Source organism: Candidatus Brachybacter algidus (assembly GCF_016707225.1).
GTDB lineage: Bacteria > Bacteroidota > Bacteroidia > Chitinophagales > Saprospiraceae > Parvibacillus > Parvibacillus algidus.
Genome location: NZ_JADJID010000003.1, coordinates 500497 through 515841, shown reverse-complemented (window position 1 = coordinate 515841; position 15345 = coordinate 500497). Strand labels below are relative to the sequence as shown.

General features: G+C 37.8%; 12 protein-coding genes. 5 read left to right on the top strand and 7 right to left on the bottom strand.

The genetic code is table 11. The annotated features are described in order from the left end of the window. Positions 1–174 precede the first annotated feature (174 nt). Together dnaK and IPI15_RS12060 are read right to left on the bottom strand one after the other, a co-directional pair. Complete coding sequence (gene dnaK / locus IPI15_RS12065; RefSeq protein ID WP_287403793.1) at positions 175–2091, bottom strand: molecular chaperone DnaK; 1917 nt, start codon at positions 2089–2091, stop codon at positions 175–177. 151 nt (positions 2092–2242) lie between these two features. Beyond that, positions 2243–3268, bottom strand: coding sequence for a hypothetical protein (locus IPI15_RS12060; RefSeq protein WP_287403796.1), 1026 nt, complete (start codon positions 3266–3268; stop codon positions 2243–2245). 114 nt (positions 3269–3382) lie between these two features. Here IPI15_RS12060 and panB point away from each other — a divergent pair, with 114 nt between their 5' ends. From panB to IPI15_RS12040, 4 genes are all read left to right on the top strand, one after another. Then, positions 3383–4198, top strand: coding sequence for a 3-methyl-2-oxobutanoate hydroxymethyltransferase (gene panB / locus IPI15_RS12055; RefSeq protein ID WP_287403798.1), 816 nt, complete (start codon positions 3383–3385; stop codon positions 4196–4198). 56 nt (positions 4199–4254) lie between these two features. Continuing rightward, on the top strand, positions 4255–5286 hold the full coding sequence (gene mltG, locus IPI15_RS12050) for an endolytic transglycosylase MltG (protein WP_287403800.1): 1032 nt from the start codon (positions 4255–4257) through the stop codon (positions 5284–5286). Positions 5287–5568: 282 nt separating this feature from the next. Further along, the gene (gene fumC / locus IPI15_RS12045) at positions 5569–6966 is read left to right on the top strand and encodes a class II fumarate hydratase (protein ID WP_287403802.1); all 1398 of its coding nucleotides are present in this window, start codon (positions 5569–5571) and stop codon (positions 6964–6966) included. A gap of 235 nt (positions 6967–7201) precedes the next feature. After that, positions 7202–7498, top strand: coding sequence for a hypothetical protein (locus IPI15_RS12040; protein WP_287403805.1), 297 nt, complete (start codon positions 7202–7204; stop codon positions 7496–7498). Between the two features lie 580 nt (positions 7499–8078). On the opposite strand, the gene IPI15_RS12035 is transcribed toward IPI15_RS12040, so the two are convergent. From IPI15_RS12035 to IPI15_RS12015, 5 genes are all read right to left on the bottom strand, one after another. Then, positions 8079–8426 (bottom strand): type II toxin-antitoxin system PemK/MazF family toxin, encoded by a 348-nt coding sequence (locus IPI15_RS12035; protein WP_287403807.1) that lies wholly within the window; start codon positions 8424–8426, stop codon positions 8079–8081. Further along, a complete protein-coding gene (locus IPI15_RS12030) occupies positions 8407–8646 on the bottom strand; it encodes a hypothetical protein (RefSeq protein ID WP_287403809.1) in 240 nt (79 codons plus the stop codon). The genes IPI15_RS12035 and IPI15_RS12030 overlap by 20 nt, the downstream gene beginning before the upstream one ends. A 58-nt stretch (positions 8647–8704) precedes the next feature. Continuing rightward, the gene (locus tag IPI15_RS12025; RefSeq protein ID WP_287420482.1) at positions 8705–8941 is read right to left on the bottom strand and encodes an anthrone oxygenase family protein; all 237 of its coding nucleotides are present in this window, start codon (positions 8939–8941) and stop codon (positions 8705–8707) included. A gap of 265 nt (positions 8942–9206) precedes the next feature. Next, positions 9207–10562 (bottom strand): sialate O-acetylesterase, encoded by a 1356-nt coding sequence (locus IPI15_RS12020; RefSeq protein ID WP_287403813.1) that lies wholly within the window; start codon positions 10560–10562, stop codon positions 9207–9209. A gap of 441 nt (positions 10563–11003) precedes the next feature. Beyond that, entirely contained in the window at positions 11004–11882 is an 879-nt protein-coding gene (locus IPI15_RS12015) for an AraC family transcriptional regulator (RefSeq protein ID WP_287403815.1), read from the bottom strand. Between the two features lie 241 nt (positions 11883–12123). Between IPI15_RS12015 and IPI15_RS12010 the strand changes: the two genes are divergently transcribed. Further along, positions 12124–15321 (top strand): SusC/RagA family TonB-linked outer membrane protein, encoded by a 3198-nt coding sequence (locus IPI15_RS12010; protein WP_287420480.1) that lies wholly within the window; start codon positions 12124–12126, stop codon positions 15319–15321. The last annotated feature ends 24 nt before the right edge of the window (positions 15322–15345 follow it).

Here is a 15345-nt window from a genome sequence, read left to right as displayed (position 1 = left end):
CAATTTAGGAAACACTATTCGGTATGAAAGTCGTTTGACCAAATTTATTTGGACTATTACAAATTTTCATTCGGTATTTGTTTTGTGGGTTCACTGGGATTGAAATTTTTCCAGTTATTTGAAACAAAAAAGGCCGTCTTTTCAGACAGCCTTTAATTTTCATTTTAATAAGAATTACTTCTTATCTACTTCTTCAAATTCTACATCGGTTACATCCTCAGTTTCATTTGTATTGTTGTCAGCATGGTTGCCATCTTGTGTTCCATCAGCTGTTGGTTCACCTTGACCTCCACTTTGAGCATACATTTCCTGACTTGCAGCCTGCCATGCATTATTCAACGCAGTAGTAGCGGCATCAATCTTAGCAAGATCTTCAGTTTTGTGTGCATCTCTCAATTCAGCAAGTGCTGCTTCGATTGGAGCTTTATTACCTTCAGAGATCTTCTCACCGTACTCCTTCAATTGTTTTTCAGATTGGAAGATCATAGAATCAGCTCCGTTCAGTTTCTCTATTCTTTCTTTTGTAGCTTTATCCACATCAGCATTTGCAGCAGCTTCAGCTCTCATTCTTTCTACTTCTTCCTTTGAAAGACCTGTGGAAGCTTCGATTCTGATACTTTGCTCTTTGCCTGTGCCTTTATCCTTTGAAGTTACTTTCAAGATACCGTTGGCATCTATGTCGAAGGTTACTTCGATCTGAGGAACACCCCTAGGAGCTGGTGGTATATCATTCAAGATAAATCTTCCAACACTTCTGTTATCCTTAGCCATAGGACGCTCACCTTGAAGGATATGTATCTCTACGGAAGGTTGATTTTCAGCAGCAGTTGAGTAAATCTTAGATTTTTTTGTAGGGATCGTCGCATTTGCTTCAATGACCACATCATATACACCACCCATCGTTTCGATACCCATTGATAATGGAGTTACATCAAGCAACAAGACATCTTTCACATCCCCGCTCAATACACCACCTTGTATGGCAGCGCCGATAGCGACTACTTCATCCGGGTTAACACCCTTACTTGGTTTTTTACCAAAGAATTCTTCTACAGCTTCTTGTATTTTAGGTATTCTTGTCGAACCTCCTACTAATATAACTTCATCAATATCACTTGTAGTGAGACCTGCATCTTTCAATGCCTGTCTGCAAGGCTCGATACTTCTGCTAACTAAGCTATCAGTAAGTTGCTCGAATTTTGCTCTGGTTAATTTTGTAACCAAGTGTTTAGGAACTCCATCTACAGCAGTAACATACGGAAGGTTGATCTCCGTTTCATTACCTGCAGAAAGTTCGATTTTAGCTTTTTCAGCAGCCTCTTTCAAACGTTGAAGCGCCATAGGGTCTTTTCTGATATCTATTTGCTCTTGTTGTTTGAAGGTATCAGCCAACCAATTGATAATCTCTTTGTCAAAATCATCTCCACCTAAATGTGTATCACCATTTGTTGATTTAACTTCAAATACACCATCACCCAATTCAAGGATAGAAATATCGAAAGTTCCTCCACCTAAGTCATAAACAGCAATGGTCGAATCTTTGTGTTTTTTGTCTAGTCCATAAGCCAAAGCAGCAGCAGTAGGCTCATTGATAATTCTTTTGATATTAAGACCAGCGATCTCACCTGCTTCTTTCGTAGCTTGTCTCTGAGAGTCATTAAAGTAAGCCGGCACGGTAACCACCGCTTCTGTTACTTCCTGACCTAAGAATTCTTCAGCAGTTTTCTTCATTTTTTGAAGAACCATCGCAGATATTTCTTGGGGAGTATAGAATCTTCCATCGATTTCTACTCTTACTGTATCATTGTCGCCTTTGACTACTTTGTAAGCAGAATGTTCTGTTTCATTAGAACTTTCAGAGAATCTGTTACCCATGAAACGCTTGATAGATGCGATCGTTCTTGTTGGGTTAGTGATGGCCTGCCTTTTAGCAGGTGCACCTATCTTTCTTTCACCATTGTCTAGAAATGCCACTATTGATGGCGTAGTTCTTGCACCTTCGTCATTAGGAATAACCACTGGCTCATTACCTTCCATTACTGCAACGCAAGAGTTTGTCGTACCTAAATCAATGCCTATTATTTTTCCCATGTTTAGAGTTTTTGTATTATTTATTTAGTACAAAACAATATTTATGCCAAAATGAAATGGTTGACATTTTGTCATATATCCACAGGGATTTTCATTAATGATTGCCATTAATGCAGGATATTAAAAAAGTAGTGGAAAAATTGTCAGAGATTTATTTTCTGAAATTAAGCTCTTTTGTATACCGACCTACAGCAAGTGAATCTAAAGATAATTCACTCAAATAGTATCCAGGAAAATTCTGAGTATTTTTTGAAGAGAAAATACCGAATCCTCCAATAATATTAGTGAATATTGGAAAGTCCTGTGTACCTGTGATACCTGAATTGGCAGCTAATGCTTCATTGTAATCAAGAAACTCTTTGCCTCCGGTTACTACCACAAAGTCTACTGAAGTGGAGTACCGGTCTATCGTTGCAGATTTTGCAAGGCTTTCTCCTATTTTTGCATATATTTTATTTATAGAATATCTAAATCTGTTACCGTCAGGTATGACAGATTCGGCTACAGAAATTAACAGGCTTTTAGGGATATATTCTTGAGATACTGCTTGGTCACGTTCGTTATAATTGAAACGCACGAATAAACTAACTATAGCAGGGCTTGCTTCTTCCTGGCTTCCTTCTTTATTTTGAAACCAAAATAAAGGTGATTGAGTGATTACTTCATCTACCTTAGGATTCCATAGAAGTGGTTGTGAAATTTTGGGTTGCACGATCTCAATTAAATTGATAAGTAGGGTAGAAGAGGTATATTCCTTTCCTTTCACCTTGATGGATAAATTGTATTTTCCTCCAGGTTCAAAAATAAATTGATCTTTATCTACTTTATAAATATAATTGGGTGTATTGGCAAAAACACCTGTATCTCTTGGAAATCCCAATGTGGTAGCATCCACTCTTTCCAATTCTACCGAAAAATTCTTGCTTGGTAATGAAATAGTTACAACCGCATCATTATAATAAAGGCTATCAGGATTTTTTGACAGCTCCAATGGAGAAATATTGTTGTCTCCAAAAGCCCTCTCAAGGCGAATAAATACAAATGGGTCTGATATGGATATTGCTCCATAGATAATTGGCACTTCTACCTTTGGTCCGATCAATTCAAGATCGTTATCACAAGAAGAGAAAAAAGCTGATACTCCAATCAGACAAAATATTATTAAGAAAGACTTCAAATGAATCATATTAAAATATAGGTTATTTAAGGAGGGCAAATATAAAGTAAAAATTAAATGTGCGCGAAATTAGTCATTTTTCTAACTTGCAGCTCAATTTTAACATAATGTTATATGTCAGTAAATAAGGAAGTAAAAAGAATCACTACCCACACCATGCAAGAAATGAAGCAAAAAGGTGTGAAAATCAGCATGTTGACCGCTTATGATTACAGCATGGCTAAGATTATTGATGATGCCGGGATAGATATCATTCTTGTTGGAGACTCAGCTTCCAATGTCATGGCAGGACATGAAACGACGCTACCTATTACGCTCGATCAGATGATTTATCATGCCTCTTCAGTAATTCGTGCTGTGAATAGGAGTTTTGTGGTAGTTGATCTTCCTTTTGGTTCATACCAGGGTGATAGCAAGCAGGCTTTAAGTTCATCCATCAGAATCATGAAAGAATCAGGTGCGCATGGCGTAAAATTGGAAGGCGGGCAAGAAGTTGGAGAATCTGTTAAAAGAATACTCACTGCGGGTGTCCCGGTGATGGGTCATTTGGGTTTGACTCCTCAAAGTATTTACAAATTTGGCACTTATACAGTCAGGGCGAAAGAAGAGGAGGAAGCTAATCGACTTATAGAAGATGCAAAATACCTTGAATCGTTGGGTTGCTTTGCTTTGGTTCTTGAAAAGATACCTGCTGATCTTGCCAAAAAAGTTGCAGATGAACTCACCATTCCTGTCATTGGTATTGGCGCGGGGAATGGGGTAGATGGCCAGGTGCTTGTCACTCACGATTTATTAGGTATTACAAAAGAGTTCAAGCCAAGATTTTTAAGAAGATATGAAGATCTTTATGGAAAAATGAAAGATGCGTTTGAATCATATATTCGTGATGTAAAGTCCGGAGATTTTCCAAATGAAGAAGAACAATACTAGGAAATCATTGTTTGTGTGCAAGCCTCTTAAATAAAAACAAATCAATTTTTTATTCTATGCGAAAAGTTTTGATCAGGATCGGAATAGCTATTGCTATCCTAGGCATGGTTGGCGTATTTTTCTTTAAGGGTAGCATCTTGCCAAGTGTGACAACGGTTGCAGATGATGAATATTTTCATATCTATAAGGCCGGCAATCTTGACAATGTTGCTGATTCTTTAATTAAATATGGATTTATTAAGAGTAAGAAGGATCTTATCTCCACTGCCGGTCTTATGAGGTTTAAAGATAGCGATCTAGTGCCGGGCAGATTCAAATTGAAAAAAGGTTGGAATAATATACAACTTCTGGATTTTTTAGCAAGGGGAAAACAAAGTCCAGTCAAATTGGTGATTAATCCGATGCGCAAAACTGAAAATGTTGCCACCTTTCTTGGCAAAAATTTAGAGAGCGACTCGTTGGATTTCATAACCTTAATGCAGGACACTACTTTTCTGGACTCTTTGGGAGTAGATGTTCAAAATGCCATGACCCTCTTCATACCTAATACTTATGAAGTTTATTGGACCTCAACTCCAAAATCATTCCTAAAGAAGATGAAGAAGGAAAGTGATAAGTTTTGGGAAAAAGATAACCGAGAAGAGAAGTTGAAATCATTGGGGATGACGCGTCAGCAGGTGTATACACTTGCTTCCATAGTAGACAAGGAGACTCAACAGAACATTGAAAAAGCTACTATAGCAGGATTATATTTGAATAGAATAGCACAGGATATGCCACTTCAAGCTGACCCTACTGTGGTATTTGCGGTAAATGACTTTACAATCAAAAGAGTAACGAATAGGCACATCGCTACAGTCTCACCTTACAATACTTATATCAATAAGGGTCTTCCTCCCGGACCAATAGGTATGGCTTCAGCCTCTGGTATCGATGCAGTATTAAATCATGAAAAACACAATTACCTTTATATGTGCGCCCGACCGGATACGTCAGGCAGACACAATTTTGCAGAAACATTTGCTGCACATGTAGCTTTCGCTAATATTTACAGGGATTGGCTTACAAAGCAAGGCCTTGGACTTTAATTTCAGAATAATTAAACAAATTTTGAAGAGCAACTTCTATGCTGAAACTTAAATTATTTGATGTAAATTATTCGAAAAATTTATTGACCATGCTTCAATAATAAAGTCGACACAACAGATTGTAATAGTTAAATTAGTAACTTTGCCTTGAGAAGGATTGTCATCGTAGAATAAATTTTGTTCAGATTACTAACGGCCACCTAAAATCTAACATCTAACATCTTCCTTCTCTTTGATTATCAAAACAAGAAGATATTAATTAACCAAGATATAATTTCACATATGGAATACAGAATAGAAAAAGATACAATGGGTCAGGTCAATGTACCTGCGGATAAATATTGGGGAGCACAGACTCAACGGTCTATTGAAAATTTTAACATAGCCAGAGATATAGATAAAATGCCAATGGAGATCATTCGAGCATTTGCCTATCTGAAGAAAGCTGCAGCAATGACAAATTTCGAGGCTGGGGTGCTTCCTGAAGATAAAAAGGACTTAATTTCGCAAGTATGTGATGAGATTTTAGAGGGAAAATTGGATGATCAATTTCCACTTGTAGTTTGGCAAACCGGCTCGGGCACTCAATCCAACATGAATACAAATGAAGTAATTGCATATCGTGGCCATGTTCTGAATGGTGGTAAGCTTTCGGATGAAAAAAAATTCATCAATCCGAATGATGATGTCAATAAGTCTCAATCTTCCAACGATACTTTTCCTACTGCGATGAGCATATCGGCAGTGAAGATGCTGTTGGACAAAACAATTCCGGGCATTGAGCAATTGAGAGATACACTCACTGCAAAGGCTATTGAATTTATGCACATAGTGAAAATAGGTCGCACGCACCTTATGGATGCAACACCTTTGACACTTGGCCAGGAATTGTCAGGATATGCAGCCCAATTAAATTACGGATTAAAAGATATTAAACATTCTTTGTCTCATTTGTCTGAACTGGCTTTAGGTGGAACTGCTGTCGGTACTGGTATTAACACACCTCCCGGCTATTCCGAAAATGTTGCAAGACACATTGCCAATCTGACAGGAATGCCTTTCGTTACTGCGCCCAATAAATTTGAATCACTTGCTGCGCATGATGCGGTAGTTGCTGCACATGGTGCTTTGAAAACGGTGGCTGTTTCTTTAATGAAAATAGCCAATGATATCCGATTACTTGCGTCCGGGCCTCGTTGTGGCATCGGTGAGATCTCCATTCCTGACAATGAACCAGGTTCATCTATCATGCCAGGCAAGGTCAACCCTACACAGTGCGAGGCGATGACAATGGTGGCAGCACAAGTCATGGGCAATGATGTGGCGATTGGAATTGGTGGTTCTAATGGACATTTCGAATTAAACGTCTTTAAGCCAGTCATGATCAAAAACTTCCTCCACAGTGCAAAATTGATAGGAGAAGTCTGTGTTTCATTCGATGAAAGATGTGCACAAGGTATCAAGCCAATATTGCCAAATATCAAACGCAACCTCGACGAGTCCTTAATGCTCGTCACCTCACTTAACACTAAAATCGGTTATTACAAAGCTGCGGAGATCGCTCAAACAGCTCACAAAGAAAACAAAACACTTAGACAGACTGCCATTGATCTTGGCTATGTGACAGGTGAGGAGTTTGATGCTTGGGTAAAGCCGGAGGAAATGGTGGGGAGTATTTAATGAAGAATGAATAGTGGATAATGAATAATAAACGAGCTGGCATCGTCATTGAGTCTATATACAGGCTATTTCTGAACATTCTATAGCAATCCATCAGAGGAAAGAATATACTGATGAGCAGCTGTCCCTCTTTGGAGAGGGCCGAGGGAGTGGACCTTTTTAGTGAAGAATGAAAAATGAAGAATGAAGAATAAACGATCAGGCAGCTTGCACAGATCTTGATTACAGGCTATTTTTGAGTATTCCACAGCTAACTATCAAAAACCAAAAGTATGATGAGAAGCAAAGAATAATGTTAGAACTTCCCCTCTCGAGGGGTGGCCAAAGGCCGGGGTGGCTTATTAATGAAAAACGAAAAATGAAAAGTGAAAAATCAGAGCCGGCATTGTTCCTTGATTTGGAAAGCAGCCTATCTATGAGCATTCCACAACAAACCATCAAGGAACAAAAGTACGATGATGAGCAGCTGTCCCTCTTTGGAGAGGGTGAACGACGCAGAAAAGGTCTTAAAGTGACCTTTTCAAGGAAGTGAAACGAAACGAAGTGCAAGCCCCAACTTGCACAAAGTGAAGTCAGAAAACAATTGAGCTTGCCTGCCGTGAGAATATAGGAAGGGTACGAGATTGTGCTTCTGCGGAATAGGGAGTGGCCCTTATTAATGAAGAATGAAGAATGAAAAATGAAAAATGAGAGTAAGCGTTGTTCCTTGATATGTTATACAGGCTATTTTTGAACATTCCAGAACAATAAATCAGAAGAAAGAATATGATGATGAGCAGCTGTCCCTCTTTGGAGAGGGCCGAGGGAGTGGACTACATGAATGAAAAGTGAATAATGAAGCTTGAAAAATGGACGATCATTCAACTTCCCACGATCTTAATTATAAGCTGTCTCTGAACATTCCACAGATATTGATTCAAAGTCAAAAAAATGTCGCAACTTCCCCTCTCGAGGCTTGCACGACAAATAGGCGGGGGTGGCCAAAGGCAGGGGAGGCTTTTTAGAGAATATTGAATAATGAGAGCCTTCATTACTACCTCGTATTTAAAAAAAACGATTTTCGAACTTTTCGTTTGAAATTTAATCTTTATAGAATAAGATATAGCCTTAGCTTACTTCATATCCAGAATAATAGCAATATTCTCCTTAACAGCTTGTCTTAATTCCAATGGCAATTCACCTACTTTTTTAACTAAACGCTTGTTGTTAATTGCTCTGATCTGATCAATCATGACATCACAGTTTTCAAGTAAATTACCCATGCCCTTTTTTAAATGGACTCTTAAAATTTCTGAATTATTTTGGACCATTGTTGACAATGGGCAAACAATCGTGGAAGGGTGAGAAACCTTATTTAATAAATCTGTTTGGACAATTAAAACTGGTCTGGTTTTGCCTGGCTCTGTCCCGATTTGAAGACTTAAATCTGCTATCCAAATTTCAAATTGATTTATCTGCATCGGTTATATTTTCAAAATCTTTCAAAATTTCCATAGAGTCATTTCGCACTAAAAGAGATTCAGACTTGAGTTTTTTCTCCAAAATCATTCTTTTTTGAATCGTGTTGTATGATTCAATTGCTTCGTTGATATATCGATTTCTAGGAATGCTTATTCTGGATAAAATTTTTTCAGTTTCTCCGAAAATTGAATCGTCTATTTTTAAAGATATTGTCTTCATTGATATAAATTGTATACCATAAAGGTATATACTTTTAGTATATCAAAAGTTAATTTTTTTACCCAACCGAAGTATTGTTCTTCAAAGCAGCTACTAACAACAGCACCAAAGCCACAATCGACGACAGCGTCCTCACCAAATTCAAATTATTCCAACTACTTTCAAAAGCAGTTCTTGTCAATTTTAAATCCTCCACTGATATTTCATTTAACTTGATCGCATCCAGCGCATTATTCAATGGCACATTCCCGAAAAAAGTAACTACAATCGTTCCAATCAGTTTAAGAAAGGTCACCAAGGGATTTTAATCTGCGATTAAAATTTCAGCTGCTATTGAACGATGACTTTCACATGAATTTTAAAATGTGCACTGTAGGGACAGGTCGCGACCTGTCCCTACAGTGCACATTTTAAAATTTACTCATCAATTGTACATTTTTTCTATTCTAAATTACACCCATGACTAAAGTCAAGGGCTATTGAACGCGAAGATTTATTAGTGATTATAATTTTGATCCATCAATTACCAATTACCGATTACTAATTACCCATTACCCATTTCACTTCTCACTATTAAAACAAGACGCCGGCAAACCCGCTCCATTAAACATCGTCGCCAACTGAGTATTGCTCCACTCAAATCTTACGTTCACAGGTTCGCCAACATCTTTCGATGAGAGAACTACTTCATTGTTTTTAATTACAGCTTTTGCCTTATGATAAATACCGTCCTTACCTGCAACTTCGAATGTGCCCGGGTCCTGATCTTTGAAATGCAATCCAACAGCATTTTCGAATTGGACCGTCAATGTATTTTTGTTGGCCTCGAAGCTTTTATATAATGGTCCGTTTACTCCTACATTTTTTGTGTTATAATGATTCACAAGTGCCAGGTCTGCCAGGCGGATACCAACTTGCTTTTTTTCTTTTGGATGGATATCGTCCGAAGTGCATATATCGCTCGTGACGATCATTCCTGTATTGGAAACTATATTAGGTACCTTGCTTTGATCATATCTGAGAAGTGCTCCATAGGCATCATTTGCTCCGTAAGTCCAGGGAGCGATCTGTGCAAAATAAAACGGAAAGTCATATCCACGTTTGGCTCTCCATGATTCGATCAAGACCTTCATCGTCTCGGCATAAACTTCCGAACCGACATTAGATTCACCTTGGTACCAAATAGCGCCGGCAATTTTGTAATTCTGAGATGGGTAGATCATTGCATTATAAGCCAGACCCGGTTTTGTTGCAGTATATGTTTTCGGTTCCAATTTGGAAGCAGCATCATTTACCTTTTGATTATTATCTACAGCTTCTTTCGGTATCCAAACCTCAGCAGGGGAACCGCCCCACGCAGAAACAACCAATCCTATTGGAATGTCCCCAAGATCTTCCTGAAGCCTCCTTGCAAAGAAATAAGCTGTTGCGCTATACATCCTCATTGTTGCAGGGCTGCATTTATACCAGTTGGCAGGTACATTATTTTGAGGAGTTTCCGCAGTCATCTTATAATATTTTATATACCTGATATTTGGATGATCAGCTAAAGCAGCTTCTTCTTCTCCATTATTTATGCCCCAATCCACGGACATTTCCATGTTTGATTGTCCGGAACAAAGCCACACTTCGCCGATTAAAATGTCTCTAACCTCCAGTTCATTGTAGCCTTTGAAATTCAAGTTATATGGGCCACCTGCCTCCGGAGTTGGAATATTTACTGACCAATAACCTTCTGCGCTTGTCTTCGTTTCAAATATATTGCCGGACCATCCTGCTGTGATTTTTATTGGCTCTTCAGGATCGGCCCAGCCCCATATTGTGACTTCTGAATTGCGCTGGAGCACCATTCCTTCGGAGATGATGGAAGGGAGTTTGATGGTTGCTCCACAATGGAAACTGATAATTGTAATCATTATACAGCTTTGGAGAATTTTTAATAGAAATTTATTTTTCATCGTTTGTTTTATAATTTGTCATTCACTATTTATCATATTACCCATTACTGATCTCCGACCAACGATTACCGATTTTTTATATCACAGAGGTAATTTGGCTCAAAATAATCAGAATCTATATTTTAATCAATGCGGCACAGATTAAAGTCTGATTTGAGGGTTAGGATTAAGTAATACGTATTGAATTAAACGATCACAAAAAGTTAATTTATACACTATTATTTAAAGGAGATCACGGAGGGATTTTAATCTTCAATTAAATTTTTTGCACCGCTTGAACTCTTCCTATAATATTGGACTTTAAATTACCAATGTCCCATTACTATTACCCATTACCCATTACCCATTACCCAATCACTCATCACCCATCAGTGATAATTAACAATTAATAAATAACAATTAAATAAAAAAACTTCTTCCCGAATAACTATCTCTAAATTTAATAGGAGAACAACTTTTCCTTTTTTTAAATATCCGATTAAAGTTCGAAATATTATTGTATCCGCAATGGTAAGCTATCTCTGCAACTGATAAAGTCGTATCGATCAACATGCGTGATGCATTGCCCAACCTGATTTCTGTCAATGCATCGATGAATGTAGTTCCTGTCTTCTGTTTAAAAAATCTGCTAAAACTGGCAGATGACATATTCGCAATTTTTGCAACTTCACTCAATTCTATTTCTTTGTCAAAATTCTGGTTCATGTGCTCATAGACCTTTTCTATCCTTCGGCTTTTGTAGGCTATTGGATTGGCATCATTGAAACTACCATCTGACAATACCCTGATATTTCTTGAAATAGAAAGATCATGAAGGATCGACATTAATTCAAGGATAGAGTCAAAGCCTTGTTTTTTTGGCAATGCTATTATGCGTTCAGATAGTTGCATGGCTGTTTCCTTTGAAAAAAGAATTCCCCGGCTGGACTTATCAAACATTGTGCGCATATTGCTTAGTTGATTCCTTTTAAGAAATCTTTCACTAAAAAGATCTTTGTGAAATTGTATCGTTACTTCCTTAATTTCCTTAGATGTGCATTTATGTGTCTGCCATGCATGTTGGAGATTGCTCCCCACCATGACGAGTTCATATTCAGCGATTTCTTCTATATGATCTCCAATAACTCTATTTGCTCCGCTTGCATTTTCTATAAAATTGATCTCTATTTCTTCATGATAGTGGATAGGGAAGTCAAAATAAGATTTTACCCTGGAGAAAATAGTAAAACAATCATTCTGAGTTAATGGAGTTATCTCCCTTAATATTTTGCTATTCATTATGTAAATTTAGTATAAATTGAGCAATAATGACAAAATTACAAGAATAGTACCACAATTGGTTAAAAAAAGTATCAAGCACTATTTTTATATTAAATTTTATAAAATATTGATTATTAATACAATATAAACTTAGTGTAAATTATACACTAATATTTAAGGTAAAATATGTCAAATAATTGTCAAAATAGTATTATTAATAATTGGTAATTAGCACAAAATTTGACGAAAATTGTATAACATGAAAAGCATTTTACATTCAAAGGCAATTGCACTTCTTATTCTGCTTTGCTGCTTTTATTCGGCCCATTCGCAGAGCCGGCCCCTTAATGGAAACCTTAAAGACGTCAAAGGCGATGCGCTGACTGGTGCAACTGTTCTTATTAAAGGAACTGCAGATGGCACCACCTCTGATGCCAATGGAAATTTCCAATTGAATATTCCGAAAGATGGAACTTCACTCCTTATCTCTTATCTTGGATACAAAACAAAAGAAGTTGCAGTAGGAGCTGTTGAAAACCAAATTTCTATCATTTTGGAAGATGATGCTGCTTTGCTTGATGAAGTAGTGGTGATTGGTTTCGGAAGCATTCGTAAAGCGAATGTTACATCTGCAATCAGTTCGGTAAGTGAAAAAGATCTGGAAGATTTAGTGGTCGCTGGAGCAGATCAGGCCTTGCAAGGTAAAGTAGCAGGTGTCACAGTCAATAATAACTCCGGCCAACCGGGTGCAGGTATTTCTGTGCGCGTCAGAGGTATCACAAGCACCAATGGCAATGAACCTCTTTATGTAATAGATGGTGTACCCATTCTTTCTGAGAGAAGGAGTATTGAACACAACCAATTAGGTGGTCAGGCAGGTCAAAGTGTACAAAGTCCGCTTGCTTCCCTTAATCCAAATGACATTGAGTCCATTGATATCCTAAAGGATGCCTCGGCACAGGCGATTTATGGAGCACTCGCTGCCAATGGTGTTGTCATTATTAATACGAAAAAGGGCAAAGCCGGTAAAGGTAAGATTGGTTATGATACTTATGTCGGTTACCAAACTATTCAAAAGAAACTTGATCTGCTTGACCTTAGACAATATGCAGGTTATTATAATTCTTTAATTCCTGAGATCAATAATTCAGGATCAGGTCATTTAGATTCTATAGATGAATTTAAAAATCCTTCCGTTCTGGGAGGTGGCACTGATTGGCAGGATGCTATATTCCAGACAGGAAAGATACAAAGTCATCAGTTATCCTTCTCAGGTGGTTCAGGAAAAACAACCTATTATACTTCACTTAATTATTTTGATCAAACTGGTATAGTAATTGGTTCAGCCTTTAAAAGATATTCAGGAAGAATAAGCTTAGATCATGAAGTAAGAAGTTGGTTGAATGTTGGGATGAATACCAACTTATCTCAAAGTAACCAAAGAATCACTTTGACTGATGGATCAGATGCTGTCATCGGAATTGGATTATACAACAGTCCTGCCGCACCAGTCAGATCCTTTGACGGTGAATATGCTACTACCGCAAGCATTCAGGGCAATTCATTCGGAAACCCTAAAAATCCGGTAGCATTAGCAGAATTGAGAGATGTTAGAAACGTGCAGTCGAAAGTATTAGGTAATGTCTACGGTGACATTAAGTTTTTGAAACATTTCACACTAAGAAATGAATTCAATTACGATTTCAACGTCACTCAAAATAAGGCATTCCAGCCTTTAGTAAGAAATGAACAAACGGGTATCGTAGTACTCAGTCCTAGTAGATTAATTGAAGAACGTGGCCTTGGCCTTTATTGGGCTTTCAAAACCTATTTGACCTTCGAAAAATCAATGGGTAAGCACTGGGTCAATGCCCTAATAGGACATGAAGCACAAGAATCTAATTACGATCAATTGATTGCTTCCCGTCAAAATCTTGTTTTAAACCTGGAATCATTAAATGCAGGTGAAGGTGGAACTACACAGTCTATAACAGCCGGCAAATACCCTTGGGCGATGGAATCATATTTCGGTCGTGTGAATTATGCATACAATGATAAATATTCCTTAAGTGCCTCTATCAGACGCGATGGATCATCAAGCTTTGGAAAAAATAATAAATATGGTTACTTCCCGGCAGCATCTGTAGGGTGGACGATCAGTAATGAGCCTTTCTTTAACGAATCCAAAATGATCTCGTACGCTAAATTACGTCTAGGTGTAGGTTCAGTAGGTAATTCTTCTACGAGCGGTAATAATTTGTACAACACCAATATTCGATTATTCAGCACAGCACCTTTTGGCGCAGGAGGTATTCCTAGCAACGTAGGTAACCCTGACCTAAGTTGGGAAAGTGTCGTTACTCAAAATGCAGGTCTTGATGTCACACTATTCAATAAGATCGCTGAAGTTTCTGTGGATGTCTATAAGAAAGTTTCTACGAATATGATCCTTCAGACTCAGCTTCCTGTATATAGCGGCTTGGGTACTGACTGGAATGACATTAATTCTCCTACCACCAATGCAGGTGAGATGAGAAATACAGGGATTGACATCGCACTGAGAACTTATAACATTTCCAGAAAAGATTTTAGTTGGAGATCAAGTGTCGTATTCAGCCATTATAAAAATGAATTAGTCGCATTAAATGATCCAACAGCTTCCTTAAGAGGTTATAAAGAATATGGTAATGCTATTTTAGTTACCAATACATACGCAGGTGGTCCTGTTGGTACTTTCTTTGGCTTCGTAGATGATGGACTTTTCCGTACACAGGCAGAACTGGATGCGGCTACGTATACAGTGGACCAAAATGGAGTAGCGGTTAAGTATATTCAAGGTCTTGAAGTAGGAGAAAATCCTGTGACAGGTACTTATCTGGGAGACGTAAGGTACAAAGATGTCAATGGTGACGGAAGAATAGATGACAAAGATCTTACAGTAATCGGTGATCCTAATCCTGATTTCACTTATGGTATCTCAAATACATTTACTTACAAAGACTTTGACCTTTCATTGTTTTTCCAGGGTAGTCAGGGAGCTGACATTTTGAACTATACCTTAAGAAGTACTGAGTCTTCGTTTAATCCTTATTTAAACCAACAGGCGACAGTTCTTGACAGATATACTGCTGATAATATAGATGGCTCATTGCCGAGATATAATCAATGGCACAACAATAACAGAAGAGTTTCTTCTAGAATGGTGGAAGACGGTTCTTATTTCAGGATACAAAATATCAGCCTTGGATACAACCTTCCACGCACTTTGTTAAACAGAGTCAACATTAGCAATCTTAAGATTTATGCTACTGTTCAAAACCTCTACACGTTTACTAAATACTCGGGCTACGATCCTGAACTTGGGTCGTTTAATAACAATATCAGATACATGAATGTGGACGACGGACATTATCCTAATCCTCGTACCTGGACCATTGGCGCCAACGTAGCATTTTAATTATTAAACGATAAAATCATAAAT

What these genes read in the sequence shown, in the direction of transcription:
- IPI15_RS12030 (WP_287403809.1), bottom strand. Translation starts at nt 8,646, where the DNA reads ATGAAGACAATATCTTTAAAAATAGACGATTCAATTTTCGGAGAAACT.
- IPI15_RS12020 (WP_287403813.1), bottom strand. Translation starts at nt 10,562, where the DNA reads ATGATTACAATTATCAGTTTCCATTGTGGAGCAACCATCAAACTCCCT.
- fumC (WP_287403802.1), top strand. Translation starts at nt 5,569, where the DNA reads ATGGAATACAGAATAGAAAAAGATACAATGGGTCAGGTCAATGTACCT.
- IPI15_RS12035 (WP_287403807.1), bottom strand. Translation starts at nt 8,426, where the DNA reads ATGCAGATAAATCAATTTGAAATTTGGATAGCAGATTTAAGTCTTCAA.
- IPI15_RS12010 (WP_287420480.1), top strand. Translation starts at nt 12,124, where the DNA reads ATGAAAAGCATTTTACATTCAAAGGCAATTGCACTTCTTATTCTGCTT.
- mltG (WP_287403800.1), top strand. Translation starts at nt 4,255, where the DNA reads ATGCGAAAAGTTTTGATCAGGATCGGAATAGCTATTGCTATCCTAGGC.
- dnaK (WP_287403793.1), bottom strand. Translation starts at nt 2,091, where the DNA reads ATGGGAAAAATAATAGGCATTGATTTAGGTACGACAAACTCTTGCGTT.
- panB (WP_287403798.1), top strand. Translation starts at nt 3,383, where the DNA reads ATGTCAGTAAATAAGGAAGTAAAAAGAATCACTACCCACACCATGCAA.
- IPI15_RS12015 (WP_287403815.1), bottom strand. Translation starts at nt 11,882, where the DNA reads ATGAATAGCAAAATATTAAGGGAGATAACTCCATTAACTCAGAATGAT.